Annotated in this window: 34 protein-coding genes; all 34 read left to right on the top strand. The window is 44.1% G+C overall.

Going from position 1 to position 25,385, the window contains the following annotated elements; all coding sequences use genetic code 11:
- Positions 1 to 145: 145 nt before the first annotated feature.
- Complete coding sequence (locus tag AB1401_00355) at positions 146 to 541, top strand: hypothetical protein (GenBank protein MEW6613913.1); 396 nt, start codon at positions 146 to 148, stop codon at positions 539 to 541.
- A gap of 215 nt (positions 542 to 756) precedes the next feature.
- Positions 757 to 1,443 carry a PIG-L deacetylase family protein gene (locus tag AB1401_00360; GenBank protein MEW6613914.1) on the top strand — a complete coding sequence of 229 codons (687 nt, stop codon included), beginning with the start codon at positions 757 to 759 and terminating at the stop codon, positions 1,441 to 1,443.
- Positions 1,440 to 2,126, top strand: a complete 687-nt coding sequence (locus tag AB1401_00365) for a WbqC family protein (GenBank protein ID MEW6613915.1) — start codon at positions 1,440 to 1,442, stop codon at positions 2,124 to 2,126. Before AB1401_00360 ends, AB1401_00365 begins: the two co-directional genes overlap by 4 nt.
- On the top strand, positions 2,123 to 2,716 hold the full coding sequence (locus tag AB1401_00370; protein MEW6613916.1) for a class I SAM-dependent methyltransferase: 594 nt from the start codon (positions 2,123 to 2,125) through the stop codon (positions 2,714 to 2,716). The genes AB1401_00365 and AB1401_00370 overlap by 4 nt, the downstream gene beginning before the upstream one ends.
- A 218-nt stretch (positions 2,717 to 2,934) precedes the next feature.
- Entirely contained in the window at positions 2,935 to 3,528 is a 594-nt protein-coding gene (locus AB1401_00375) for a class I SAM-dependent methyltransferase (protein ID MEW6613917.1), read from the top strand.
- Positions 3,529 to 3,548: 20 nt separating this feature from the next.
- Positions 3,549 to 3,725, top strand: coding sequence for a hypothetical protein (locus AB1401_00380; protein MEW6613918.1), 177 nt, complete (start codon positions 3,549 to 3,551; stop codon positions 3,723 to 3,725).
- Positions 3,726 to 3,745: 20 nt separating this feature from the next.
- Complete coding sequence (locus AB1401_00385; GenBank protein MEW6613919.1) at positions 3,746 to 5,182, top strand: glycosyltransferase; 1,437 nt, start codon at positions 3,746 to 3,748, stop codon at positions 5,180 to 5,182.
- Positions 5,166 to 5,933, top strand: coding sequence for a ParB N-terminal domain-containing protein (locus AB1401_00390; protein MEW6613920.1), 768 nt, complete (start codon positions 5,166 to 5,168; stop codon positions 5,931 to 5,933). Before AB1401_00385 ends, AB1401_00390 begins: the two co-directional genes overlap by 17 nt.
- Positions 5,930 to 6,127, top strand: a complete 198-nt coding sequence (locus AB1401_00395; protein ID MEW6613921.1) for a hypothetical protein — start codon at positions 5,930 to 5,932, stop codon at positions 6,125 to 6,127. Before AB1401_00390 ends, AB1401_00395 begins: the two co-directional genes overlap by 4 nt.
- 2 nt (positions 6,128 to 6,129) lie before the next feature.
- Positions 6,130 to 6,306 (top strand): hypothetical protein, encoded by a 177-nt coding sequence (locus AB1401_00400; GenBank protein ID MEW6613922.1) that lies wholly within the window; start codon positions 6,130 to 6,132, stop codon positions 6,304 to 6,306.
- Positions 6,307 to 6,315: 9 nt separating this feature from the next.
- Positions 6,316 to 6,927 carry a hypothetical protein gene (locus AB1401_00405; protein ID MEW6613923.1) on the top strand — a complete coding sequence of 204 codons (612 nt, stop codon included), beginning with the start codon at positions 6,316 to 6,318 and terminating at the stop codon, positions 6,925 to 6,927.
- On the top strand, positions 6,902 to 8,833 hold the full coding sequence (locus tag AB1401_00410; GenBank protein MEW6613924.1) for a hypothetical protein: 1,932 nt from the start codon (positions 6,902 to 6,904) through the stop codon (positions 8,831 to 8,833). Before AB1401_00405 ends, AB1401_00410 begins: the two co-directional genes overlap by 26 nt.
- Positions 8,814 to 9,107 carry a hypothetical protein gene (locus AB1401_00415; GenBank protein MEW6613925.1) on the top strand — a complete coding sequence of 98 codons (294 nt, stop codon included), beginning with the start codon at positions 8,814 to 8,816 and terminating at the stop codon, positions 9,105 to 9,107. Before AB1401_00410 ends, AB1401_00415 begins: the two co-directional genes overlap by 20 nt.
- Before the next feature lie 24 nt (positions 9,108 to 9,131).
- Entirely contained in the window at positions 9,132 to 9,416 is a 285-nt protein-coding gene (locus tag AB1401_00420) for a hypothetical protein (protein MEW6613926.1), read from the top strand.
- Between the two features lie 7 nt (positions 9,417 to 9,423).
- On the top strand, positions 9,424 to 9,645 hold the full coding sequence (locus tag AB1401_00425) for a helix-turn-helix domain-containing protein (protein ID MEW6613927.1): 222 nt from the start codon (positions 9,424 to 9,426) through the stop codon (positions 9,643 to 9,645).
- Positions 9,646 to 9,754: 109 nt separating this feature from the next.
- Positions 9,755 to 13,399, top strand: a complete 3,645-nt coding sequence (locus AB1401_00430; protein MEW6613928.1) for a portal protein — start codon at positions 9,755 to 9,757, stop codon at positions 13,397 to 13,399.
- A complete protein-coding gene (locus tag AB1401_00435; protein ID MEW6613929.1) occupies positions 13,387 to 14,538 on the top strand; it encodes a hypothetical protein in 1,152 nt (383 codons plus the stop codon). The genes AB1401_00430 and AB1401_00435 overlap by 13 nt, the downstream gene beginning before the upstream one ends.
- Entirely contained in the window at positions 14,539 to 14,808 is a 270-nt protein-coding gene (locus tag AB1401_00440; GenBank protein MEW6613930.1) for a hypothetical protein, read from the top strand.
- Entirely contained in the window at positions 14,801 to 15,073 is a 273-nt protein-coding gene (locus AB1401_00445; GenBank protein MEW6613931.1) for a hypothetical protein, read from the top strand. Before AB1401_00440 ends, AB1401_00445 begins: the two co-directional genes overlap by 8 nt.
- 142 nt (positions 15,074 to 15,215) lie before the next feature.
- Complete coding sequence (locus tag AB1401_00450) at positions 15,216 to 15,791, top strand: hypothetical protein (protein MEW6613932.1); 576 nt, start codon at positions 15,216 to 15,218, stop codon at positions 15,789 to 15,791.
- Positions 15,792 to 15,800: 9 nt separating this feature from the next.
- A complete protein-coding gene (locus AB1401_00455; GenBank protein MEW6613933.1) occupies positions 15,801 to 17,093 on the top strand; it encodes a hypothetical protein in 1,293 nt (430 codons plus the stop codon).
- Between the two features lie 42 nt (positions 17,094 to 17,135).
- On the top strand, positions 17,136 to 18,239 hold the full coding sequence (locus AB1401_00460; protein ID MEW6613934.1) for a phage major capsid protein: 1,104 nt from the start codon (positions 17,136 to 17,138) through the stop codon (positions 18,237 to 18,239).
- A gap of 67 nt (positions 18,240 to 18,306) precedes the next feature.
- Positions 18,307 to 19,278 (top strand): glycosyltransferase family 9 protein, encoded by a 972-nt coding sequence (locus tag AB1401_00465; protein ID MEW6613935.1) that lies wholly within the window; start codon positions 18,307 to 18,309, stop codon positions 19,276 to 19,278.
- Positions 19,271 to 19,654, top strand: coding sequence for a hypothetical protein (locus AB1401_00470; GenBank protein ID MEW6613936.1), 384 nt, complete (start codon positions 19,271 to 19,273; stop codon positions 19,652 to 19,654). Before AB1401_00465 ends, AB1401_00470 begins: the two co-directional genes overlap by 8 nt.
- A 34-nt stretch (positions 19,655 to 19,688) precedes the next feature.
- Positions 19,689 to 19,886, top strand: coding sequence for a hypothetical protein (locus AB1401_00475; protein MEW6613937.1), 198 nt, complete (start codon positions 19,689 to 19,691; stop codon positions 19,884 to 19,886).
- Between the two features lie 3 nt (positions 19,887 to 19,889).
- Positions 19,890 to 20,507: a hypothetical protein gene (locus AB1401_00480; GenBank protein ID MEW6613938.1), complete on the top strand. Its 618-nt coding sequence runs from the start codon at positions 19,890 to 19,892 to the stop codon at positions 20,505 to 20,507.
- A gap of 119 nt (positions 20,508 to 20,626) precedes the next feature.
- On the top strand, positions 20,627 to 21,502 hold the full coding sequence (locus AB1401_00485; protein ID MEW6613939.1) for a hypothetical protein: 876 nt from the start codon (positions 20,627 to 20,629) through the stop codon (positions 21,500 to 21,502).
- Positions 21,493 to 22,107 carry a class I SAM-dependent methyltransferase gene (locus AB1401_00490; protein ID MEW6613940.1) on the top strand — a complete coding sequence of 205 codons (615 nt, stop codon included), beginning with the start codon at positions 21,493 to 21,495 and terminating at the stop codon, positions 22,105 to 22,107. The genes AB1401_00485 and AB1401_00490 overlap by 10 nt, the downstream gene beginning before the upstream one ends.
- Positions 22,104 to 23,036, top strand: a complete 933-nt coding sequence (locus AB1401_00495) for a glycosyltransferase family 9 protein (protein ID MEW6613941.1) — start codon at positions 22,104 to 22,106, stop codon at positions 23,034 to 23,036. The genes AB1401_00490 and AB1401_00495 overlap by 4 nt, the downstream gene beginning before the upstream one ends.
- A 4-nt stretch (positions 23,037 to 23,040) precedes the next feature.
- Positions 23,041 to 23,370 carry a hypothetical protein gene (locus AB1401_00500; GenBank protein MEW6613942.1) on the top strand — a complete coding sequence of 110 codons (330 nt, stop codon included), beginning with the start codon at positions 23,041 to 23,043 and terminating at the stop codon, positions 23,368 to 23,370.
- Between the two features lie 2 nt (positions 23,371 to 23,372).
- Entirely contained in the window at positions 23,373 to 23,768 is a 396-nt protein-coding gene (locus tag AB1401_00505) for an HK97-gp10 family putative phage morphogenesis protein (GenBank protein MEW6613943.1), read from the top strand.
- On the top strand, positions 23,744 to 24,199 hold the full coding sequence (locus AB1401_00510; protein MEW6613944.1) for a hypothetical protein: 456 nt from the start codon (positions 23,744 to 23,746) through the stop codon (positions 24,197 to 24,199). Before AB1401_00505 ends, AB1401_00510 begins: the two co-directional genes overlap by 25 nt.
- 27 nt (positions 24,200 to 24,226) lie before the next feature.
- Positions 24,227 to 24,724, top strand: a complete 498-nt coding sequence (locus tag AB1401_00515; GenBank protein MEW6613945.1) for a hypothetical protein — start codon at positions 24,227 to 24,229, stop codon at positions 24,722 to 24,724.
- A 35-nt stretch (positions 24,725 to 24,759) separates the two neighbouring features.
- The gene (locus AB1401_00520; protein MEW6613946.1) at positions 24,760 to 25,170 is read left to right on the top strand and encodes a hypothetical protein; all 411 of its coding nucleotides are present in this window, start codon (positions 24,760 to 24,762) and stop codon (positions 25,168 to 25,170) included.
- The last annotated feature ends 215 nt before the right edge of the window (positions 25,171 to 25,385 follow it).

A 25,385-nucleotide genomic window follows, 5' to 3' on the forward strand; every position in this document is an offset into this window, starting at 1 on the left:
CTACCAAGTTGTTGGGAAGCAGAGGGATGTGGGAATGATGACAGACTCAAGGAGGGCTAACGATAGAGCTAACGCGCCGGAGCGTAGCGGAGGTCGCCGTTGAGCGATTTGTTATGCACGGCCTTTCATTCATTAAGGAGGATTTATGAAATTGTATGATTATGTTTCAGCCTATGCAGAAAGGGGAGCTTGTACCTGTGGAAGATGCTATGATGCACCAGAGAACCCCGAAGAAACACAACCGGACGGCCATACCGTTGACTTGACCTTCTTCAAGGTGGCAGCAAAGGGTGGCGACAAAGACACGTTTTTGTCTTTGGTTCGTGCTGAACATCCCGGCTGGCTGGACGGCAAAGAACACAGCTATATTCATGTAGGCGCCGAGATGGGAGATCAGGGGATTGCCTTGATGACGATAGGGCTCGGTCATCTTTTGGGCGCATGGAAGGCCCTTTCACCGGATACGATGATGCCGTTTCTTCCTTCTGACTTAAAGCAGCAGATGGCAGGACGCGGCATGGTGAGTTTGCAGAGTGCATAACAAGGAGTTAAGTTGCGAGCGAAGCGAGACAATCTTGAACGATTAGTTAGCGTTTGCACTGCCTATGTTAAAAATAAGGATGGTACAGCTATCATCGCAGAATATAGACTGCAACATGGTTTACGGTTTACATTATATGAAATGAAACAATGGATATTGCAGAATCCTAAAGTTGAAAGCGTGAAATTTTTAAAACGCTAACCAGGAGTTTAGACATGACCGAACTGTTTAGGAAATGCATGGTTATTGTCCCTCACTGTGATGACGAATGCATCTCCGTAGCTGGAACGATTGCGAAAATAAAGGAGGTTGGTGGAGAGGTCTCCGTTATTGTTCTGGTTGCAGGAGATATATTTTTTTGTCACGCGGAGGAGAAGGTGACTGCAGAGACAAGAATCAGAGAGTTTGAAAATGCTATGAAGTATCTTGGAGTGGATTATTATGATGTTCTGTATCGGACAGGAGACCTAGAGTCTAGGTTGGATACGATTCCGATAAGGGATATTGTTCACCGAATTGATCGACTGATTGTAGAGCATCAAGCAAGCACTGTGTTTATTCCAAGAAAGTCATTCCACCAGGACCATATCGTAGCTCATCAGGCTGCCTTCGCTGCTTGTAGACCAAGCCCGGATAAAGCTACACCACGGTATGTTCTGGAACACGAGTATCCGGCTAGCACATGGAATCTGTCTGGAGAAGATAGTTGGGCAAACTTCTTCGTTGATATAGAGGACTATATCGAAAAAAAAGTGAAGGCAATAGAATACCACCAGTCACAGTTGAGAAGTAATCTCCACACTATAAGTATTGAAACGTGTGTACTTTGGGCTAAAACAAGAGGGCGAATTGTTGGGATTGAGTACGCCGAAGCGTTTCGGCTATTGAGGTATGTAGGATGAGGGTAACCATAAATCAGCCGTTGTTTTTTCAGAGATTGCACATGTTTAATCGTATTGCGGAATGCGATATCGCAGTGGTACTTCATTCCGCACAATTCGTGAGGAATGGAGACCAGCCTAAGCTGTTTCTGAAGTCTGCAAACCGTTTGCAGGAAATGAAGGTCCCTACCCTTCACGACGGAAGACAGTCAATAAAAGATACCAGGATTGATTACGGTCAGCAGTGGCAAAGAAAGATGATAAGGACAATAGAAATGAATTATGGAAAAACACCCTTCTTCTCTACCTACTTCGATGCGATTAAAAAGATTATATGTCAAACATACGCCTCTATAGGCGAATTAAACATTGCAACCCTCAGGTATGGCATGGCGGTCCTTGGCATCGACGTTAAGCTTGTACTAGATGATGAGCTTGATATTGATCCGTATGACAATCCGTCAGATTGGATGTTAAATATCTGCAAGGCACTCCACGCAACTGAATACCATTGTGGGAAGGTTGCTGCTGACAAGTACCTGGATTACGACAGGTTTCGTAAGGTAGGAATAAAGGTTTTTCCACAGGACTGGACAGCACGGGAGTACGAACAACCGTATAAGCCGTTTATTGGGAATCTGTCTGTAATTGACCTGCTGATGAATGTTGGCGGAGGAGATGCAGGAAAGGAGATGTTAAGGTGAATAAATCGTGGGATATAGGATACTTGTATGATGAGGTCTTTGAAAAGGAAGGAGATAGCTACAAGTCACTGTTGTGGGGAGGACAGAACCGACAGTTTGTAACGTATAGGACAATCTGTCAGGAGATCGATTTCAACGGTACTTCGATATTGGATGTCGGCTGTGGATTTGGTGACTTCTACGAGTTTTTGTATGAAAGGACTGGATGGTTGAAACGGTATGTAGGGATAGACATTAAAAAGGAGTTTGTGGATATTGCCCGAAAACGATACTGTACAGGCCCGGAGTTAATGTTTGCCTGCTGTGATATTGACTCAATGCCTAAAGTAAAGGTTGATTATGCCCTTGCGATAGGAACGCTGGCAACGAAAGATATATTTGATGATTTGATACCTAAAATGTGGAAGATCGCCGATCTTGGAATCGTTTTTACGTGCCTGAGTGATATAGATTATAAAGGATCACTGGTTTCGTACCATCCCGACAGGATCCTTGCGACCTGTTTTGTGCTGTCACCCCATGTGGTAATGAGGCATGATTATGGGGAACAGGAAGCAACCTTTTTTGTATTTAGAAAAGAAAGACGTTAGTCAAAACAAGCTTACAAAAGGGAAAAACATTGTTTATACGTGTATTTTATGATGGAAAAGAAACTCGATATTGAAACAAATAGACAAAAACTACTGATTTTTTGTAATATTTAATAATATCAAGCACTTAAGGAACGCACACAATCGCCTACAATGATTTTTTTTATCGAACCTCTTATTATCCCATTCACTGGATACGACTTGAGGAGGTAAACTGAATGGAAGTGATCACAGCACCGCCAAGGGCATCTAGTAGGACGGCAGTTTTTCAGAAGATGTTTGATATATGCAAGTCTGTAAAAGCGGCAGGACCTTACCTGATTGTTGAGATAGGAACATTCAGGGGAGATTTTGAGGGAGATGGAGGCAGCACTTATTTTTTTGCTAAGTGGCTTTCTGAAAATGGAGGTGGGAAACTTCACAGCGTAGACAATAACCCACAAGCAATTGAGATTTCCAGAAACGTATGCAAAGAATTTGATCGGTACATTGAATGGCACAACATGAGGTCTGAGGATTTTTTGAGAACATTTCATGAGCATATTGACATGGTTTACCTCGATAGTATCGGATGGCGTAAGGATGGTGTAGATCAGTTTACGTGCCAGTATCAGCATTTGAAGGACTGGATGCTTGTAAAGGATCGGTTGAATGGAGCGTTAGGGATTGATGATACCGATGGACTAAAGTATGGAAAAGGAGCGCAGATTGTAGCGTATTTGAACGGGAAAGGAGTGCCATGGCAGACCGTATACTGTGTCGAGCATGGAAAATGGCCTTGTGGAGTGGTTGCGGAATGGAGGTATAGATGAGGAGAATAAGGAGGATAGAGATGAAAAGCAAAGATTCAAAAAGAAAGGTCTCAAAAATGATTAAGCCAAAGTTTCGGAAGTATCAGGAGCTTACAGTTGAACAACGAACTGATCCTGATTATCGGGTAAAGGAGTTAATGAAGCTCAGTGGAGATGAATCCTTCATTGGATGTACCAAGTGCCATCATTGCCGATAGAGAAAAGGAAGATGAACTAAGTGAGACTGTTGCTAGTGCCCCATACAGGGCTAAGAAATATCCATAGCGACTCGAACTATCTGTTGTTTCTGGACCTGGCTCGTTACCTTACCGAAAGTGGTCATTGGTGCTACATGCTGGTACCAGGCTTTGCTAAAGAAAAGGTATACAGAATGAAAAGGTTGATGTACGTATTCCATGACTTCATTCGATATGATTATTACACGGCATACAATCTGATCGATGAGGATTGGTTGATAAAGACGTTTTCGAGAAGGTATGGGAGCGAGATCATAGATGCGATTATCACATCTAAAGCATCAGTTGTCCCACAGTGGCAGGCGATCCTTTCTGATTATGTACGGTGCAGGGATATTGAGTGTTGTATAATTGAACCAGGAGTTTTCGACCGGGAAAGTGGTGGAGCATTACGTGGGGACATCGGACTTGCACTGATGAGTCTTGGCTATTCTCAAGCAACGACAGTATTTTTGACCGAGTACGAGAGGGAGCGGGCAAAGAAACTTGCGTCGGAGTATGTATCGGCTGCACGTATCAAGAAGATCCACGAACAGGCAGTTGTGAGGTCTGTTGGAATCGATACTGAATATATTGATAAGAAGACTGAAGGGATCACAAGAGCGAAAAAATTCACACTCATATATGCGGCTAGGCTAAATTCGGTGAAGAAACCGGATAGGATTCTGGAGCTGTATGACACGATGTACCGGAGCGGAAGGAATGTGAATATCGTTGTAACTACCGGGACTCAGCAGCTTCCTGTCAAACGACGTATGGATAAAATTCTGAAAGGAAGACCTGAAATTGTGGTTCATTACGGATGTCCAAAGGATGACTACCTTAAGATTGCCAAATCAGCTCATGCTTTCGTATGCTGGAGTGAATCGGAAGGCTTCCCTGTAGGGTATTACGAGCAGATGTATTTAGGCGCGGTAGGAATTTTCCCCAAAAAGAAGTGGGCTTTGAAGCAGTTGCCGCCTGAGTATAAATGGATGTTCTCGAGAAAAGAAGAAGCATACTCGATGCTCATGGAGATATACGACCACTATGACAAGATTTCGCAGGAAATGGATTGGATGAAGGAATTCATTGCCAAAAGTTATGGATATAGAGAGGTATATTCGATACTCGAAAAGGCAGTATCTGGCAGGTTGAAATTGAAGAACTCGTATATCAGGCCGAATGGAATCAGGCAACTGCTCGACACGATTGTCCCAAGTCTACCGGATGAGTTCAGCCTCGATCTGGTAATCAGGTCTCTCGGCAAATACGGCAGGTGCTTTCTTGAAGACAGGTATGCGAGAGGAGGAACGTTCAGGTATCCGTCTGACTATGATATCCACCGAATGTTGACGGATGAATATGGATGTATCGACCTGTGCAATAGAAACAGACCAGTTTATAGAAAAGGAGACATATATGGCAAGAAAGGCTAAAAAGGATAACGAGACTCCTGTTGGAAAGATAGATCATCCCCATCCAGAGACGATATTGATAGATGTCGGCATGATAGACAGAGCTGAGTGGAACCCTAACGTAATGAAGGACAGAAAGTTTAATAAACTGGTTGAACAGATTAGGGAAGTGGGGATTCTCGAAAATATTGTGGTGAGAAAAACTGAGAAGGATAGGTATGAGGTGGTAAGCGGACATTGGAGATATGATGCTGCGAAAGTCGCAGGTTATGAAAAAGTCCCATGTGTTATAAGAGAAGATTGGGATGATGATAAAGCAAAGATACAGAATATGAGGTTTAATGTCCTCAAAGGAGATATAGACCCGCTCAAGTTCAGTAAGATGTGGGACGACATAGCGAAGAGCTATGATAATGAAGAGCTTAAGGCGTTGATGGGATTTGTGGAAGACAGAGAATTTGAGAGACTGTATATTGACATCAAAAAATCGTTACCAGACGAAGTAGCTGGTAAGCTTGATAAGGCTAAGAATGAAATCAAGACAGTAGACGATCTGTCCAATATCGTTAACGAGTTGTTTACGAAGCACGGAGATACATTGGACAGGTCATATATGATATTCAGCTATGGAGGCAAGGAGCATCTGTATATTGTGATGGGCAAGGAGTTACGAAAGAAAATGGAGTTTGTGAAGGAAAAAAGCTCTGCGGAGGATAGGGATATTAACGAAGTAATGCTTGAAATGATGAGGGACGGAGGAACTGGACAATGAACTGGATATATTTTGTGGTTTCGTTATGTATTGCTTTTGTGCTGGGAGGTGTCGTTGAATGGTTGACTGGAGGAGAGAGGTACTGTCCGAACTGCAGAAGCAGGATGACGTCATACTGTCCAGAATGTCTGAAGGATAGGATAATAAAAGGACAGATCAGGAGGAAGCAGGAGAAAATAGAAGAGGAGAAGTAGGCATGGACATCGACAGAGCGGAAAGGATAATCCACTACCTTGAGGACTTCACCGAACAGATGAGCAAGTGGGAACAGAAGTTTTATGCAAACATGTGCAGAAGAGTAGAGGAACTGAATCAGGAGCCTACCGATGCACAGATGGGTGCACTTGAACGACTCTATGATAGGTTTCTATAAGACAGTAAAATGGCAAGAAAACGTAAAAAAAGGAAGAAGTACAAAAGTTTTGTAAGGCTGAAAAAGTTGAAGTGTTTTTCTGAGGTTGACGTTCGTTTGCGTTGTGGAGCATCGCCAGAAAAGGTAGCCAGTTTTATCCAGCAGGAAATGAATGAATACGAAGACGTTAAATGGGTGTCGCTTGTCAGGCAACTGTACAAGTACAAGAAATCGATACCTGTAACCCAGGTTCTTAGCCCAACGTATATTGATAGAGCGGTAAAACAGATAGAGATGTACATAGATATTGCCAATGATGAAGCAAAGTTGATTCAGTACCAGAAAATAAGATTAGCGTACTACGGACAAAGAGAAGAAGTCATGAACGTACCCATTCACGAACAAAGTCGGAATATCGAATTGCTTGCGAATCTGTTGAAACAGCATCGGGATACGCTAATCGAGCTAGGAATCGTCAAGAGACAGCCAATTGAAATCGAAGAGAGGGTTGCTGGAAGGCTTGAACTTGAGCACAAGCATAAGCTATCGCCCCAAGAGACTCAAAGAGTGACATCAGAGGCACGAAAACTTCTGAAGTTATTAAAGGGTGGTAAGGATGAACGTGAGAGAAATACCGCCTAGTTATGAATACGCTGTAACTGAGACACTGGCGAATCTGAGGTCAGAACAAGAGAAGGAATACCTCATCAAAATTCTTGAAGAGGTATCGACGAGGGGTGAGTCGCAAACACTTCATGAGCTGGAGGAAATAAAGTACATTGAGCGACCGGTTGACATTGAGACATTCGTAACAGAACCGTATTATCTCGGTACCCATGGCGTTGACCTCTATCCAAAGCTGAAGGATGATCTTATTGAGTTGTTTGAAGGAAAGTATAATATAGTTATTTTAAGTGGTTCTATTGGCTGGGGAAAGGACTTCTTTACGTCATTTGTAATTTCGAGGCTTCTGTATGAGGTAAGTTGTCTAAGAAACCCGCAGAGAACGTATGGCTTGGCACAGGATTCGTCCCTTGTCTTTTTGAATCTCTCCATCAATGCTACAAAGGCTAGAAAGGTACTGTTTAAGGAAATTGCTACGAAGATAAAAGCATCCCAATACTTTAAGGAAAAGTTTCCGTATGAATCGCACATCATGTCTGAACTGCGCTTCCCGAAGGATGTTAGAGTTGAGCCCGGTAACTCTCTTGAGACGTCGATTATAGGAGAGAACGTATTCGGGACGGCAATCGATGAGGTCAACTTCATGGCTTATGTAGAAGGTAGCAAAATGGCCAGAGGCAGGAAGGTTTATGACCAGGCTGAACTGTTGTTTAGTGCTGCACAGAGGAGAATGAAATCCAGACTGCCACTTGGGGACCCACCAGGCATGTTGATTGCTCTCTCGTCTAAGCAGTACCCGGATGATTTTATCGAACGTAAAAAAGATGAGTTAAGAGACGACCCAAAGGTGTTTGTTAGAGAATATGCAGAATGGGAGACCAAACCTGCTTCGAGGTATTTAGGTAAAACGTTTAAGGTGGAGGTATCTGGCAGGCATGGTATGTCGAGGGTCCTTGTTGGAAATGAAGAGAACATTGAAGGTAAGGTAATAGATGTTCCGATTGAATATAGGCACGACTTTGAAACTGATCTTGAAGGATCGATCAGGGATATTGCAGGAATTTCTGTCCTTTCGGTGGAGCCGTTTATTATGCAACGAAATAAGATATATGACTGCATTCAGAATGAGAGAGAGCACCCCTTCACCATGGTAGAAAGCACGCTACAGGACGGTGGAAGTATAAGGCGTGAAATATTGTGTGAGCATGATGAGGAACTGGGAAGGTGGACGCCAAGGATGAATCCTGAAGCACGACGGTTTATTCATATTGATCCGTCTTTGTCTGGAGATGCGACCGGTTTCGCAATGGGCCATGTTTATAAGTATGTGAATGTGGTTAGAACTGGAAGGGTCAGACAACCTAATGAGGATGAGCAGGAATCTAGTAGGTCTGAGATTCACGTTGAGTTTGCCCCTGTCATCTATATTGATTTTATGCTGCGGATCATCCCACCGCCTGGTGGGGAAATTATACTTGGTGATGTAAGGACTCTCGTATATGAACTGAGCGTTCTTGGGTTCAAGATACATACGGTAAGCCTTGATTCCTTTCAGTCAGCGGACAGCCTTCAGCAGCTTGGACAAAAAGGTTATAATACCGAATTGCTAAGTGTTGATACTGATATTACCCCATACTCAATGACGAAAATGGCATTGTATGAGGATCGGTTGATGCTCTACAACTATGAGTGGGTGAGATATGGAAGAACGTATGGTATTGTTGAGGAGTTGAAGAGGCTAGAACATAATAAGAAGAAAAGGAAGGTAGATCACCCTGCCCAGTATTGGAAGGATCTCGGAGATTCGCTTGCTGGTGTGGTGTATCATTGCGAAACGAAACGTCACGATGAACCAGTTGGGCCAAGTAAGGGGTACACCGATGATGAGAGAGGAGTAGAGTTCCTTGAAAGAAAGCATAGATAGAAAAAGTATTGATACTGAGATTAAGAAACTGATAAACCAATCCAATGATCTGGAAAGGCAATGGAAAGAAACAGCAGTTGTTGAGCGTAAGCGGGAGATTCAGAGGGAAATTGATAGAATTGACCGAAAAATAGACAGGCTCAAGCAAAAGAAGATGGATGAAGAGAAGAATGCAAAACGAGAGTTGGAAAACAACGAACTTGATGATGAGCTTGTTGAGTACGAGCCGGGGAAGTTTATAAAACGGAGAGAGTATGACTGGTTAATGGAGTAAAAAGAATAGAAGAGGAGGAATGAAATGGGAGGGAAAACTGACGATACTGATAAGAGTGTCGAAGCTGCTGAGAAGGATGAGGAAGAGATAAGTATAGTAATACAGATCGGGATACGGAGGAAGGATGGAGGCATGGCGGTGTCGTCGGCGTTGCCTTTGAATGTATGTCAAATGTATCTCGATCAGGCAGCTAGAATGATAACGACTAAGATTGTTGCTGGTGAGGTAGCAAATATGCTTATGAGGTCAGAAAGGAAGCAACCGCTTGTCGCCGTACCGTCAAGGTTCGGGCGTATTGCTGATATGTGAGCTGAATATGATTGAGAGCAACAGGTTTCTATATGTTTATACAGTGGCTAAAACGCTTGCGTGCAGTCCTGGATTGGTCTATCAGCTTGTCAAACGTGGTGAATTGGATGCTATAAAGGTAGGGAAAAGAGGGATACGAATTAGTAGGAATAGTCTTGAACTGTACATCGAACGAAATTTATTACGCACAGAGCGCACAGAGCGCATGGAGTGTCGTGGAGGAAGTTGAAATTATGTTGTTGTGCTGGTATGCTTGTGTTGAGGTATACGTAAGGACTTGGGAGTCCTTTGTCACATATCTGTTATGGTCTGCTTGAAGCCAAAGGACTTGTTGTCCTTTGGCTTTTCTGTTTGAAAGGTACTCAGGCATGTGGTTGATAGATAGAATTACTGATCTTCTGACGAAGGCCAAGTACGATCCGTCCGGAGTTGATGGTCCTGGAACTACGAGAACTGGTAATGAGCAGAACGGATGGTATTATAATCTGATAAAGCTCGAGGAGACACGAAAGGCACGATACAAAGATTATGACACGATGGATGATGAGTTCCCGGAAATATCCTGTGTTACAGGAGACACAATAGTTCACTGTTTAGATGGAGATTTTACGATTAAGGAATTGACAGAGAACAAGAAAGATGAAATGTTCTTGGTTTACAGTTGCGATGGGAATAGAATAGTTTTTGATGAAGCGTATGCTCCACGACTCTCAGGTAGAAAAGTAAAAGTTATTCGCGTAAGGTACAGAAGCAACAACCGATGGACCCATGAACTACGAGTTACTGGCGACCATAAATTTATGATGAGGGACGGTAGCATGAAAATGGCTGGAAAGTTAAGGTCAGGAGATAGCCTAATGCCGTTCAACGCTCAGTATGTAAATGATAGGCGGGTCATTAAAGATTTGGATGGTAGGAAGGTCTATGCGTCCCATCTGGTATTTGAGCAATACGCCAATAGAGCAGTTGATCTTGGCAAAGTGATTCACCACATTGATGGGAACCGGAGAAACGACAATCCACTAAATTTGCATGAATTATCGCTTGAAGAACATTGCCGTAAGCATAGCATGGGGAATCAGCATACATTGGGAATGATATGGAACGATGATACTGAACGAGTGGAAAAGCATAGAAAGCGGATGCTTGGGAATAAGCATAAAAAGGGGAAGGCCAATAGTATAGAAACACGAATGAAGATGAGGAAAGCTCATGCTGAAAGACGACTGCTAGGGCTAAAACGAAACAGAGAATATGGAAAGCCATGGAACAAGATACAAATTACGCCGGAAGATTTGGTAAATGCTGTTGAAAGAACGAATGATTATAGAGAAGCAAGCGAACTGTTAGGAATTTCAGTTCCTGTGTTTTTCAGGCGTGTGAAGGATTTTGGTTTAAGGGGAGCTGTTGATTATAATCATGTGGTAGTAGGTATCGAAGATGGAGGGTTTGAGGATGTTTATGATTTGACGACACGGCGTACTCATAAGTTTGCTGCGAATCACCTAATTATATCGAATTCGAGTATCGATATATATTCAGACAATGCGACACAGTCGGTTGATGGAACGCATGAGTCGTTTTGGATAGAATCCGAAGACCAGAAAGTAAAGGATGTTCTGACCAGGATTAACGAGGAGACTGGACTGCAAGATTCGATTTGGTCTATTGGGCGAAATCTGGTTAAGTATGGAGATGATTTTGAGGAAATAGTATTAAACTCAAGTATGTTCGTAGTAGATATAAAAGGATTGCCCTGTGAGCAGATGTACAGGAATGAGGATGAATACGGCAGGTTGCTAGAGGATGGTGCGTTCACGCAGAGAGACGTAAGCACAAACAAGGAGCTTGCAGAGTTTAAGAGCTGGCAGATCGTCCATTTCAGAAATGTGGTGAAGAGAGGGACGAAATACGGGAGGAGTTTACTGTATCCTGCAAGAAAGGTATTCAAACAGTTACAGATGATGGAAGACGGTATGGTGATTGCGAGGCTGACCAGGAGCAACATGAGGTACAAGTGGAAAATCGATGTCGGCAATATGTCTGCAAATGAGGCACGTACATTCCTGAGAGATGTCAAGATGGAGCTCAGAAAGAAGCGCGTTATTGACCCTGCTACGGGCAAGTTTAAACTGACCGATAATCCATTAAAAGATGAGGAAGATTTTTTTGTGGCTGTAAGGGATGGATCTCCGGCTGACGTTGATGCCATACAAGGTTCTGCAACGCTTGGTACTATTGGTGATGTAGAGTATTTTCAGAATAAGCTGTTTTCGATGCTGAAGGTACCGAAGGCGTATCTTGGATTGGAGAGAGATGTGAATGCTAAATGTTTGGCTGGCGATACCCCGATATGTCTTGCAAATGGGAAAGATATGCCGATTCGTGAATTAGTAAAGCTTTATAGTAATGGGCAAAGGTTTTACGTGTATTCATGCCGTAGAGATGGTGAGATAGTAATAGCAGAAGCACATTCCCCAAGGATAACAAGAAGAAATGCCGAAATGGTAAAAGTGACGCTCGATAGTGGGGTGAGCTTCAGGTGTACACCTGACCATCCGATAATGTTGCGCTCAGGTTCTTTTTGTCAGGCGAAAGATATTAAGAATGGCACAAGCATTATGCCTTTGTATAGAAAGATCTCCGAGAAACCTGAGAATAGTATTAGCGGATACGAGTTACATAGAAATCCACGAACGGGCCAATGGAGATATACGCATAGGCTTGTTGGAAGACATCTTCCCAGGCCGATCGGTGAAAAGCGTTGGGTCATGCACCATGTTGATTTTGATAAGAGAAATAACTCGCCAGACAACCTTGTTCTCATGACGTGGGACGATCATGTAAAGCTACACATGGCTTTTGTAGCGTTGTTGCATACCGAAGAAGTTAAGAAGCGTAGCAGAGAGGGCGTTTTGAAATCTGCAAAATTCAAAAAAAGACTGTTGAGCATGAATAGCAGCCTTTGGAAGAGAGCGAAGTCTAGCAAGACATTGAGACGATTGTATGCTGAAGGCGTTATGAATGTAAAGGGTGTCCTAAATCCAAGATACAGAAAGGATGTCACGGTTGAAAGTATAGCGAATGCAGCTCGAGAAGCAAAATGTTCATCTGCAAAAGAGATACAAGAAAAAACTGGAATTAATTATTCGTTGTTAAGAAGACGACTTGACAAGTTGGGACTAAGTTATCAAGAGTTTGCAGATAAAGTTTTGGAAGCGGGGTATAGAAAAACTGGATGGCATCGCCCTGACTTAAGTCTTGAAAAAATAGGTGAAGCCATCGCTTCCTTCGCAACAGTAAAAGAGGCAGCAGAAAAATTAGGTGTTAACCGGCCTGACCTTTACCAGATATGTAAAAGAAGAGGGACGACTGTTCAGGAATTGCGGGCATCCAACCATAAAGTAGTGAGCGTTGAACCCGACGGCGTGGATGCCGAAACGTACGACTTAACTGTAGATAACTATCATACGTTTGCAATAGGGTGTGGTATCTTTGTTCATAATAGCACCCTGACCGTACAGGATGTACAATTCGCAAGGACTGTCCGTAGGTATCAGAAGATATTAACGAATCAGATAAGATCGATATACAATCTAGGGCTAATCTTGCAATCATTGGATCTTGCGAAGTCTCCGTATTATGTTTTCTTTCCACCTATAAATACTGTTGATGAGCTTGCTAGGTGGCAAACCGAAAAGGTAAAGGCTGAGATAGCAAAGATTTACGGGATTGATATTAACTGCGTGTCTGAGGAATTTATTCTGTCCTATTATCTTGGACTGACTGACAATGAGATTAAGGATGTTTCAGGACAGACGAAACCGGTACGGCAGGGCAAGGAGCAGCAGGTAGTAGAAACGATCACGACTTCCAACATCGAACCGCATGAGCTACTAGAGCTTGGAAATCTACTGGAAGCTCTGAGAGACCTTGTTGAAATTGAACTGGAGAAGAAGGAACAAGAACGATGGGAGCATTAGCACAACTAGGTATCGAGGACCTAAGAAAACTGAAAGAGATGACGGGAACTGCACTTGGAGCGGTATATGGTCTTGAGGAAGGCAAGGTATATGGCACGAGACGTTCTGTATCTCAGGTAAAGGCTTCGTTGGCTACGACAGGAAGACAAATTTCTCCATCACAAAGAAAGTTCCAGAAAAAGGCAAAGAGGGATTTTGAAAGGATAAAGACTGAATTTAGCTCTAAAATGTTCAACGGAATAAATGATTTTGCTGCTGACAAGATAACTCACACGCAGGCTTCGATGATATTAAAGGATGCTATACGAATCGGTTATGAGAACGCATACGTAGCCGGGATGGAAGCCGTAGGTAATTTCCAAGGATTGTATCCTGAGGATATTGCCTGGCTGAAAGGAGCCAGGCAGCAAGAGTTTCGATACCTGAACAGGTTTATTGACGATGTTAAGTCAGGCAATCTGAAAATGCCCCTTGAAGATAGAATGCAAATGTACGTTGATACGCTCAATTTTACATATGACCATGCTCGAGTCGAGAGTTCGCCTGACAATGTGATGATAGTATGGAACCTGCAATCGTTTAACCCATGTCCTGATTGTATTGAAAGAGCTAGTGGGAGCCCATATACGAAGGAAACACTGCCGTCTGTTCCTCGGGATGGAAGTACACGATGCCTGTCAAGATGTTACTGCTCATTGACTATAAGAACCGTTCCAATTGATAAGATGCCCCCTGCTGTTGTAAAAAGGCCCACTTCTGTACCTGCTGTATCGCCTGTGAAGACTGCAAAGATTCCTTCCGGCTATAAGAAGCCGAGTGTTGACCAGTTGGCCAAAATTGACGCTATGATAATGTCAGCTAGGTTCTATCGAGAAATGGTTAGACAGGTATCGGCGGCAGAGAGGGTGAGTATTGTAGCTATGAGAAAGAAAGTCACTGATGAACTCGCAGATTATGTTCAGGATAACATGCTGTTTGTTCCTCCACGAGTGACGTCTGCGGATGTGGCTGTGGATATGGAGACAAGAAAACGGATAGTAAGACGTTCGTTGACTGGAGCTGCCTTAATTGCTATGACTGTAAAGGAGTTTGACAGATACCTTGAGAGCATTGATGAGGAAGGGTACGCGGAGGAGTAAGTGTTACGAATATACTATTACAGGATGCTTGATATGAGGAGCCTGTTCCGAGGTTTCAAGGCAATCGCCAGGTTTGTCCGTGAAAAGAAGGTTAAGGATGTAATGCTTGGCCCTGGTGATAGCGAAATGCTGATTGACCACGGTATCTGGATTGAAGGAGAAGAAAAGGTAGTTAGTTGGCTGTTGAAGGAAATTGAACAGATCTTTGATAGGATGAAGATTGTGTGGGTGAGAGGTCAATGGAAGGAAGGAGCTACTACGAATGAATGATAGGGATGCTCGCAATGTTCGATCTCTGGTTGATGTTGAGGAGATAAAGAGGTTGGCTATCAGGCAACTACGAAGGAGTGACTGCAAGGGGAACATAAGTGTTCCAACGTCAGGCAAAAAGGTCGGACAGATAAAACTGGAATTGTTCATTGATTTGAAGGATGGAGGGACTCACGATAAAGGCTGGAGAAATGACGGAAGGACTGGCACACGTCTCCTTATGGAAGGAAAAAAGGAAGATACAAGGAATTACAATGAATTTTAACAGGCGCATATTGGTCTGGTAATATCTTCCACTTAAAATTAATACTGCAAGCGGTTTGCAGGCGGGTAATAGTAATGACTAGCCCGGTTGATTTGCTATCTGTGTATAGCAATTAACCGGGCTTTTTTATTGGATGGATAGTATGCCCTACCCTAATGAACATTCAGCGAGGATTGAGGATCCAAGTAATTTTAAAAAAGATAGTTTTAGAACAAAGGAAATTGCCCCTGGGGTAACAATAATTATTGCGAAACGCACCGGAGATAAAAATGGATCGATGATTACCCAGGCTTACAGGTTTGATAAGACTAAGTTTACGGTCAAACAGGCAAAGGACTGGTTAAAGAAGTACAAGGTTAAGTACATTATGTTTGAACCGGCTAAGGAGGAGGAAAGCATTATGAAAAATGATATGTTATCAGAGCAAAGGATTGAAGGGAGCTTTGAAAAGTTACGGGATGATCTTACCATTATTGCTAAGAACAGTGGTAAGTTCGGAAAGTATCCTTGGATTGTTGCAACGTTTCCGAAGTATTTCATCATTAAGGATGACGAGTTTGAAAAGACGTATAGAGTTGACTGGACTTTGACTGATGGGCAGTACGTTCTTGGAGATGTCGTTCAGGTAACTGAAAAGACGCAGTACGTTAAGGTCGAATCGCTTGGTCAGGTGCGGGATCTTGTTAAACAACAGGTTCTCAAAGAACTTAGAATATGAGGTGATGTTATGGAATGGCTAATTGAGACTTTGCCCGCTCGCCTCGAGATCGTTGAAGAGGCGACTGAGGCAAACGGTGGAAGGATGAAGGTTCGTGGCAAGTTCCAGGAAGCCGACGTGATAAATGGCAATGGTAGGGTTTATCCACGAAAGATATTGAAAAGGGAAGTGGAAAGGTTGAAGCAGGACGTAGCTGAGCGGAGAGCGTTTGGAGAAGGAGACCACCCAAAAGATGGGAGGTCCACGATTTCTGGAACGGTAAGTATCCTGACAGATATTGACATGCCTGACAATGAGGTATTCGGAGAGGCTATAATCCTGAATACCGCAAAGGGCAAAGACCTTCAGGAGATAATTCGAGCCGGTGGTCGAGTTGGTGTGTCTAGCAGGGGCAGTGGAACAACAAAGAGAGGTAGATGGAATGGAGAAATGGCCGATGAGGTGGGGGAAGACTTTAGACTGAAAACGTTTGATTTTGTGATAGGCGCAAGCGTCAAAGGTGCTGAGGTGGGTTCATACACAGAACAGCAGCTTGATGTAATAAACATTCTCTCTGATAGCCAGCGTGAGTTGGGAGAGGAGCAAAAAGGGGAAAAGGAGGAGGTTATGAAACTAGGAGAATTGAAGGAAAAGTATCCAGAGCTGGTGAAGCAACTGGATGAGGAGGTCACTGCTAGAGTGACTGATGAAATCACCAAGAAGGTAACCGAGGAAGTCACGAAAAGACTGTCCGATGACTTTGATAAGAAAGTCACCGAGGCAATTGATCAGCAAAGACAGGAGATTGTGAAACAGGTACGAGTGGAAATAGAGGGGTCGCCTGAGTTCAAAGCTGGTAATGACGTGCTTCGCAAGATAATCGAATCGGTGAAACCACTACTCGGAGAAAACAAAGCAGATGATACCGATGATGAGAATAAGAAGATTATCGAGGGCTTGAAGGCATCCATTGAGGAGCAGGAAAAGAAGATTGAGAAGTTAGATAACCAGGTTAAGTCGCTGACTGGCCAGCTCTCTGAGGAAAAGTCTAAGGTTGAGGTAAAGGCATACATCGAGGAGAAGACCAAGGGCGAGGTTTTACGAAATAGCCTGATGGAGCGACTTGGTGACTGCAAGACAAAGGAAGAGGTTGATGAGCGGTTGCCCAAGGAAAAGGAAGCTATCAAGAAGGTAATCGATGAGTCCAAGCGTCCCCCAGGACATGGTAAAGTGCTGGATGAAGATAAGGAAGAGAAAGGGCTTACGGAAAACCAGAAAAGGCAACGTAGGGCTGCCGGTATCAAGGAGAAGTCCGACAAGTAGTAACGTTTGAACGAGAAGAATATAAATAAGGAGGTTCAAATCATGAAAGAGAGGAAACGATTATCACTGCCAGGTGTTGCACCTGCGTGGTTGAATGAGGATGAGGAAAGAAGGGAAAGATGGGCGTATCTGACAGAAGATATAAAGGATGATCTGCTAAGACGACAGGTCGAGACGATGTTGGATAACGAAGCATGGTACATGGATTATCTTGAAGAGACATCGCAGACCTCTAACGTAGGTACGTTTACTACGTTTGCGTTCCCGCTCGTCAGAAGGATTTATCCAAAGCTGATCGCAACAGAGCTGGTTTCGGTTCAACCCATGACCCAGCCTACAGGCAAAATCTTCTACCTGGATTTCAAGTACAATACCGGAGGTCAGAGAATCGACACGAATCCAGATAAGACCTATGCCAATGCAACCGAGGGCGGTGCAGTAAAGGAGATTAACTTTGATATCACCTCTGTGACTGTTGAGGCAGGAGAAAAGAAGCTCAAGGCAAAATGGACTATCGAGGCTCAGCAAGACTTGATGGCGTACCATGGCCTTGATGCTGAAACTGAGTTAATGGGCGTCTGTGGAGATGAAATTACAAGAGAGATTGACAGAGACATCATAGACGATGTTGTTGCTCAGGCTTCTGCTGGTAACGTCAACTGGTCAAAGACGATTCCGACAACTGCGCCATGGAACGTATTGGATCCAAAGGTCTACAAGGAAACCTTGTACGATGCGATCATCGATGCGAACAACATGATTTTCAAGAAGAGGTATAGGAATGCTTCCTGGATTGTGGCCGACCCCGATACCTGTACCAGATTTGAGAAGCTCGAGAAATTCAAGTTGTTCGAAGGGGCTGATGACGCCACAATGAATATGGGAGTGATCAGATTCGGTACCCTTGCTAACAAGTATCGAGTCTATAAAGATCCGTGGTTCGCTGCCGACAAGATACTGTTAGGTTACAAGGGGCCTACGTGGTTGGAGACAGGGTACGTCTATGCGCCGTACATTCCGTTGTACGTGACGCCTTTGATAATCGACCCTAATGATTTCATACCAAGACGAGGGATGATGAGTCGGTTTGCCAAGAAGGTAGTTAGTGGCGACTTCTTCGCAACGGTAACGCTGACCGGGTCATAAAATGCTGATGTGGAATTGGACTCCTGTACCTCAAGTCTTCTATGACGAGGTACAGGAGCCGTTCGCCGTGCTGCCCGGATTTTGCATCGACCACCAACTGGTACGAAATGCAGAAAGCGAATATCTCCGACCTGCCCCCGTTCTAGCCAAGTTTCTTGCAAGTCGGAAGACTGCCAGTGTGTGTCTTGTAAGAGGGTATGCACTCGGCGACCTGATAATGCTAACACCCGTCATTGAACAGTTGAAGGAAGACTATCCTGGAGTCAAGATTTCGCTGGTAGTACAGGATAGGTACAAGGAACTGTTTCGGTATTATCGTAGCGTTGAGGACGTACTGGACTACAAAAGGGTCGGATCAAGGACGTTTGACTATGGGGTAATGCTGGATGGTGTTTTGGAGGTTGACCATAGGAAAAGCTGTAAGAATAGGTCTCATAGAAGTGACATGTATGCAAGGTTTCTTGGTATGACGCTCATGAAGCACGTATTTCGACTTCCGATTTCTGACCTTGACCGAAAGTGGGCTTTTAGGTTTCTTGCTGAGGCGGGAGTTGGCAAGGATGAACGGATCGTTGCTATACAAATCAAAGGGTCTACACCTGTTAAGACGCTGCCGAAAGAAAAGGTAGTAAGGATATGTAAGGCGATTGTCGCTCTTGGTGCAAAGGTACTACTCATCGACCATGATAGAAACACTGGCTGGGAAGGAACTGGAATAATCAATGCCTGTGGGAAAACGAATGTACATCGGCTAGTAGCATTGCTTGAAAGAAGCAATCTCGCTGTTTGTATGGATAGTGGAGTGCTGCACCTGACTCACTGTACTGGGACCCCCACCGTAGCTTTGCTCGGAGCGACAAGGCCTCAAGATCGAACGGTATACCATCCTGATTGTGTAGCTGTTGAGCTAAATAAGGAAATAGGATGCGAGTCATGTTTTGAGGCGATGAGTGCATGTGGAGGTAGGGCAAATTGCATGGTTGCTGCAAATGAGAAAACAATTATACAGGCAATCGAAAGGAGAATTGCTAATGATTGAAATGATGCAAGCTGTAGCGCCGGTTGTCAATTTTTCGCTCGTTATTGTCCTTGTAGCTTATATATGGAAGGCCAGGTCTCAAGGAATTGATGCCATGCAGCAAAAGATCGATATGGCAGCGACCCGCACCGAACTTGATAAGGTTGAGACCAGGCTTGGCGATTATGCCAGAAAGCAGGACTTGGATATGGTAATCAAGACGCTGGAAACGCTGGATGAAAAATGGGAACGAAGAGAGGAACGAATTATGACACGTCTTGATGATGGCAACAAGGAGTTCAGGAAGATTGGTGAATGCATTGCTAGTCTTGACACACTGACAGACCTGTTGAAGAGGCAGGTAAACAGTATAACTGGAGCAAGAACTTGTGGTTAGGTGGGTTAAATAACGAAAGAAAAAAGGGGGAAGTATGCAGGTACAGACCGTAAAGATTAAGAACCATAGCAGAATTGACCAGATCGTTTACGACAGGGCTTTTGATCCGACCATTGTCAGGCCTGGCGATACCGTTGAAGGAGAGTTTTTTGTCGAGAAGACGAAGGGACTGACCATAACAAAGGTCAAGAGTTCCGATGTGAAGATGAGGCAGAAAAAAGAAGAGGAATAGAATATGGCATACTGTACTGAGGATATTGTGTCTCTATGGGTAAGCCTGACCGGAAAGTCCACTACTGTCAAAAACGTCCTGATGGAGGCAGCAACTGAGTATGTTGATAATGCTACAGGAGACAAGTTTGTAAAAGAGGACGGGGCAGCAAAGCTGTTTGACGGAATGGGCAGTGAGGTTCTGAAAGTCTGGCCCAAGCTCAGGTCGATTACCAAACTTGAGGTTATGGATGATGCTGGTGATTGGGAAGAGGTGTCAAGTGATGAGTACAGGATTGCTGACAACTGGATTGAGCGTACTGATGGGACATTCCCGAATGGAATTGACAATGTGAGGGTTACTGGTAATTGGGGCTGGACCTCTACGCCGAACATAATAAAGCTGGTGACCGGCAGAATTGCTGCGGTAATGCTGGAGCAGAAAGGACAGATAACGAGTGAGACGATTGGAGCGTATTCTGTGACCACCGGAAAGGATGGAGCGATCACTGTTGAGCAGGTATTGAATATGTACAGACTTCACGCTCCTGTTGATATGGGAACGATACCGTTTAGGAGAGAGATTGAACTCGCTGATGAGACTATTGACGATTTTTACAGGGACATATTGAGAGGACTGTGATGATTGGGATTGACCAAATAGACTACGATTTGAGGACAATGGAGCCTATCATCAGGCGTGCACAGCCGGTGAAAAAACCGGAGGGGTCTAAAGGAGTTAGTCCTATTGATGATGGACATATGTTCTACCCGCGTGTGGCATGGGTTCAGGACTGGTCGACGACAGGTGGTGCTGAGCTAAGTAATCTCGAAGTTATCCGAGTCGGTAGACTGCTTGGGTTTAGTATTCAGCAGATAACACCTAAGAATTTTGATCTGAAATGGCTCAGGAGTGCCGACCTGATAGTAATCAATAATTTTTTCCAGTTCAAGGATGACCAGGCGAAGAAAGTACTCGAGCTGATATTTGAAAAGAATGTCCCGTATGTCAAGTACGAACATGACCACAGGGAGATAGAAAGGCTTGGGCTATCCAGACGACTCTTTGGAAAATCGAGGCTGAACGTGTTTATTTCCCCACTACAGGAGAAAGGTCATAGGAAAGTTATCGAGGTGGATCCCTGTATCGTGCTGCCTCTCGCATACGATACGCACAGGTTTTGCAATGGTGGAGAGGACGTAAGGAAAAAGAACACTGTTGTGTCAACGACCGGCAAGCTATGGAATAGTAAAGGACTGATGAATATCTACGCATTTGTAATGAATAGGCCTGATTTGATCTTCGATGTGTACTCGATAAAGAACGATATTATTTCCCAGTTGCTTGGGAACAAGAAGAATGTGAGGCTGCATGAGCCAATTCCGATTGAGCAAATGCCCAATGTTTACAGACAGGCTGAATATGTAATTCACCTACCAACGTATCCAGAAGCATGTGGGAGGAGTGTTGTTGAAGGTGTCCTATGTGGATGTAAGCCAGTAGTTAATGAGCTATGTGGCGTTGCTTCTTACGATTGGTGGGGAGATAGAAAGAAACTCGTTGATGCTGTCAAAAAGGCTCCGTATAAGTTTTGGAAAGCTATTGACAGCATAGAAAGGTGGAAGTCATGCACATGAAAGAGTATTGGATCAGTAGATTCAAGTCACAAGGTCCGACTATGGTTGAGGGGACTCCAAGCGAGTATGAGACCAGAACGAAACAGAAGGTTGCCCTGCTTAGTGGGCTGATCAAGATGCACTTCACAAAGAAGTCGTTGCTGCTTGACTATGGATGTTGTAACGGAAGACTTGCGCATCCGTTGTCGGAGCTGGTGCAAAAGGTGTACGGAGTGGATATCGTGCCGGATGCGATAGCGATGGCGAAAGCTGTGGACAATAAGAAAGCAGATTTTTTTCTACTTGAGGAAGGTCCCCTACCCTTCCGAACAGGGTTCTTCAGTGGTGCGTATGCGATCACTACGCTTGCACATGTCCCACATGATGAAATAGGACAGGTAGCTCAGGAAATAAAGAGGGTTGTGCGGAAAAACGGGATTATGATTCTCTACGAGAATGTCTCGTACTGGATTGAGAAACCAAAGAGCCATATGTTTTTCAGATCTGTTAAAAAGTATGCCGAGCTTTTTGGACCCTGTGAGGTAATCGAAGGGGTTGATAAACCACGACCGGATGACCTCATGAAAGAAGAACACGTAGTAATGATATTCAGGAACTTGAAGTGAGAACAGATCAGGTAAGGAAAATAGCGGTTCACTTCCAGAATGGCATAGGGAACTGGATCATGTTCACTCCATCAGTGCAGGCTCTGAAATCACTGTACCCGAATGCTACCATGACAGTGGTCCTTGACTCTGGTTGGCAGGATAATAGAAAGAATGCTATCAGAGAGCTTGTTGGATCCCTGGATGTCGTTGATAAGGTAATAGAGTACCCGAAACAATCAGTTGACGGATACGATCTGTACTTTGCGAATAATTGGGGAGAGCCATGTGATACACACAGGCTTTTTGTGGAGAAAGGATTCAAACAAAGGCAGCCTGAATGGAGAACAAGACTGATTCATGAAACTGAGTTTTACATGGAAGATGTGTACGCTCTTGGCTATCGAGGCCCAATGCCGAAACAGCATGTGTCTGTTGCTGCTATGCCTGTAGTGAAAAAGAATGGGATGAGAATAGGTCTTTGTAATGGTTACTTTAAGGATAGTGGTAGATGGAACTGGAAGAGGAAGGCATGGGACAAATTTCCCGAGCTTGCAAGTGTACTGAAGTTGTATTTTGATGCCGAAATAGTCCTGTTCGGCAATGCGGATGAGCTTGAAGGAGTGGAAGGAGATATTGATTATAGGGGTAAGCTGAAAATAACCGAGACGGCAAAGGCAATATCTCAGTGCGACCTGATGGTAAGTAGTGATAGTGGGCTTATGCACGTAGCTGATGCGTTGGAGGTACCGCTTGTAGCCATTTTTGGGGCCACGCTGTGTTCAAAGAATGGGCCGATACAGACCAAGAATGTTGTAGTGAGGTCTCCTGTTGCATGTGCTCCATGTCAGTTTACGTTTGTATTCAGGGCGTGCAGTGATTTCGTGTGTATGAGAGCTATTCAGGTAGGGGATGTTATGGCTGCTGTCCGCCAGTTGATTAAGGATTAGAGCTATGAGTTTTGGATCTCTGTTGAACATGAAAGGGACAATAACACGGTATACAGTGACGTATCCTGAAGACAAAATGGGAGCTGCAACCAAGACCCCAACCCCAACAGTAATTGCAACTGATGTTCCATGTACGATACAGCCTAAGAGTGGCAGGCTGAGGGCTATAGAGTATGGTCAGACGCTCCAAGCAATGTATATCGGATTCTTCCTTATTGGAACAGACCTTCAGGAGGCTGATGAGGTAGAGGTTAATAGTGTAGTGTACAAGGTCAAGTTTGTGAGTGATGCGGCTGGTAGAAGTCACCATATTGAAGCAGACCTATCGAGGTAGATATGGCATTTGATAAGACGAAGACTATGGTTGACATCGAACGGGAACTTGAGAAGCGGTGCATTCTCGGTGCGAAGAAACTCTCCGAAATGCTTGAGTACGAACAGAAGGTGCCTGCTAGGGTCAAAACCGGAAGAATGAAACATAGCGTTGCAGGGAATTACACCGGAAGTGGCATTACAAGGACGAAGGTATTTCAGGGTGAGGTTGTCACCGTTGTACCTGAACCGAAGGAAGGGAAGTATGTATTTACGGCTATAAGCGATACGCAGGTGTACTATGCTAAGTTTGTGGAGTTTGGTACGAGAAGAAGCAGGCCGTACCCGTTTATGAGGCCCGGGTATGAAAAGGTTAGACAACAGGCTAATAGAATTTGGACCGAGGCATTACGAGGATGAAGGAGATTAAGGATTTTCTATATAAGTTGATTAGAAATGATGCAACGTTTAAGAGTTTGACCGGCGCGGACAGCAAGGATCCACGAATATACTTTTTCTATCCACCTGATGACGTTGTGGTATCGGATGAAAAGCCATGCTATGTGACGTATTACCTCGGAGCAGGAGCCGGGCTGCCGGATCCACACGTTAACAGTGTTCAAAGGCCGGATGAAGTATACACGTTTGATATATGGGGTAAGGATATTGATGTTATTGAGGATGTTTTTGAGCGGATTGATGCGTTGTTCTTTGAAACGAATCGATTCGAAACGAGTGGATACAGGATATTGCGGGCCTCGAGAGAGAGACAAAACGATTTGCCAGATCCTGACGATGAGTTCCGACGTAAGATAGTGGAATATCGGATCGGGCATATTATGAAAAAGTAACGAAGTTAAAAGTAAAGGAGGTTTGAAATGGGAGCTGAGAACATTGAATTGGGGTATTGTGAGGCAAAGTATAACAATATAGACCTCGGTCTGACAAAGGGTGGGTGTGTAGTAACCATAACTCCGAATCTGTACGAGATCACCGTAGACAAGTATGGGAAGACTCCGATAGATGATAGGGACCTAGGCTATAGTGTTAAAGCTACGGTACCGTTGGTAGAAAAGACGCTATCGAACCTGAAGGTTGCATTCCCGTTCGGAGATCTGTCAGGTGGGAAGCTAAAGTTGGGTGGTAAGCTTGGAGGAAGCATAGCAAAGTACGAACTGAATCTCCATCCTGCAGAGATGGATGCTGGAGATAAGTCTAGGGATGTCACCATCTACAAGGCTGCATCGGTCAATGAAGTTGCTATCGGACATACTAACGAAGGTGAGAGAATAATTCAGGTCACGTTCAAAGGATACATTGACACGACACGACCGAAGGGTGACCAGCTTGTAAGGTTTGGATTGGATGGCAGTTAGTGTTAAGCCTTAACAATTAAATAATTGGAGGATCTATGCCTGTTAGAGATTACGACCAGTTAGTAGGCAAGAGTACGTACGTCAAACTGTTTGGAAAAGAGTATGAGGTTTCAGTGCCAACGCTTGATGCAGTGCTGAAGTTTGAGGAACTGTCAAATGAACTCAGGACGCCTGAAGTTATTAAAAGCGTAAAGGCTAGTGTTGAAACCACTATCAGAGCGATTAAGACGATCTACAGTGAAATCCCTGACGAAGACTTCAGGCGTCTTACAATAGAACAGTTGGGACAGATGGCTAAAGATGTTGCGACGCTCATATACAGTTCGCTTTTGCTTAGTGGACCTGGGTCTGAAAAGGAAGGGGATAAGCCAGGAGTGCCGAAAAAAAAAGTGGCGAAGCCGAAGGGAAAAGTAAGCACACCTTCGGCTGGTACTGCTCACGCCTAGCACGGTTCTATGGATGGACACACTCTCAGATAATGTCATTAACTCCAGGGCAGTATCGGTTTTACCTGTCTGGTATGGACAGACTTAATGCTAGTGAACGCCTTGAGGAAATTGTTGTTCATTCAATTCCATATCTTAGTTCTGGAAGTAGAGCTGGTATTGTTCAAAGGTATCGAAATGAACTTATGAACGATCTATGCGAACCATACGAACCA

Source organism: Thermodesulfobacteriota bacterium, assembly GCA_040757775.1.
Lineage (GTDB): Bacteria > Desulfobacterota > UBA8473 > UBA8473 > UBA8473 > UBA8473.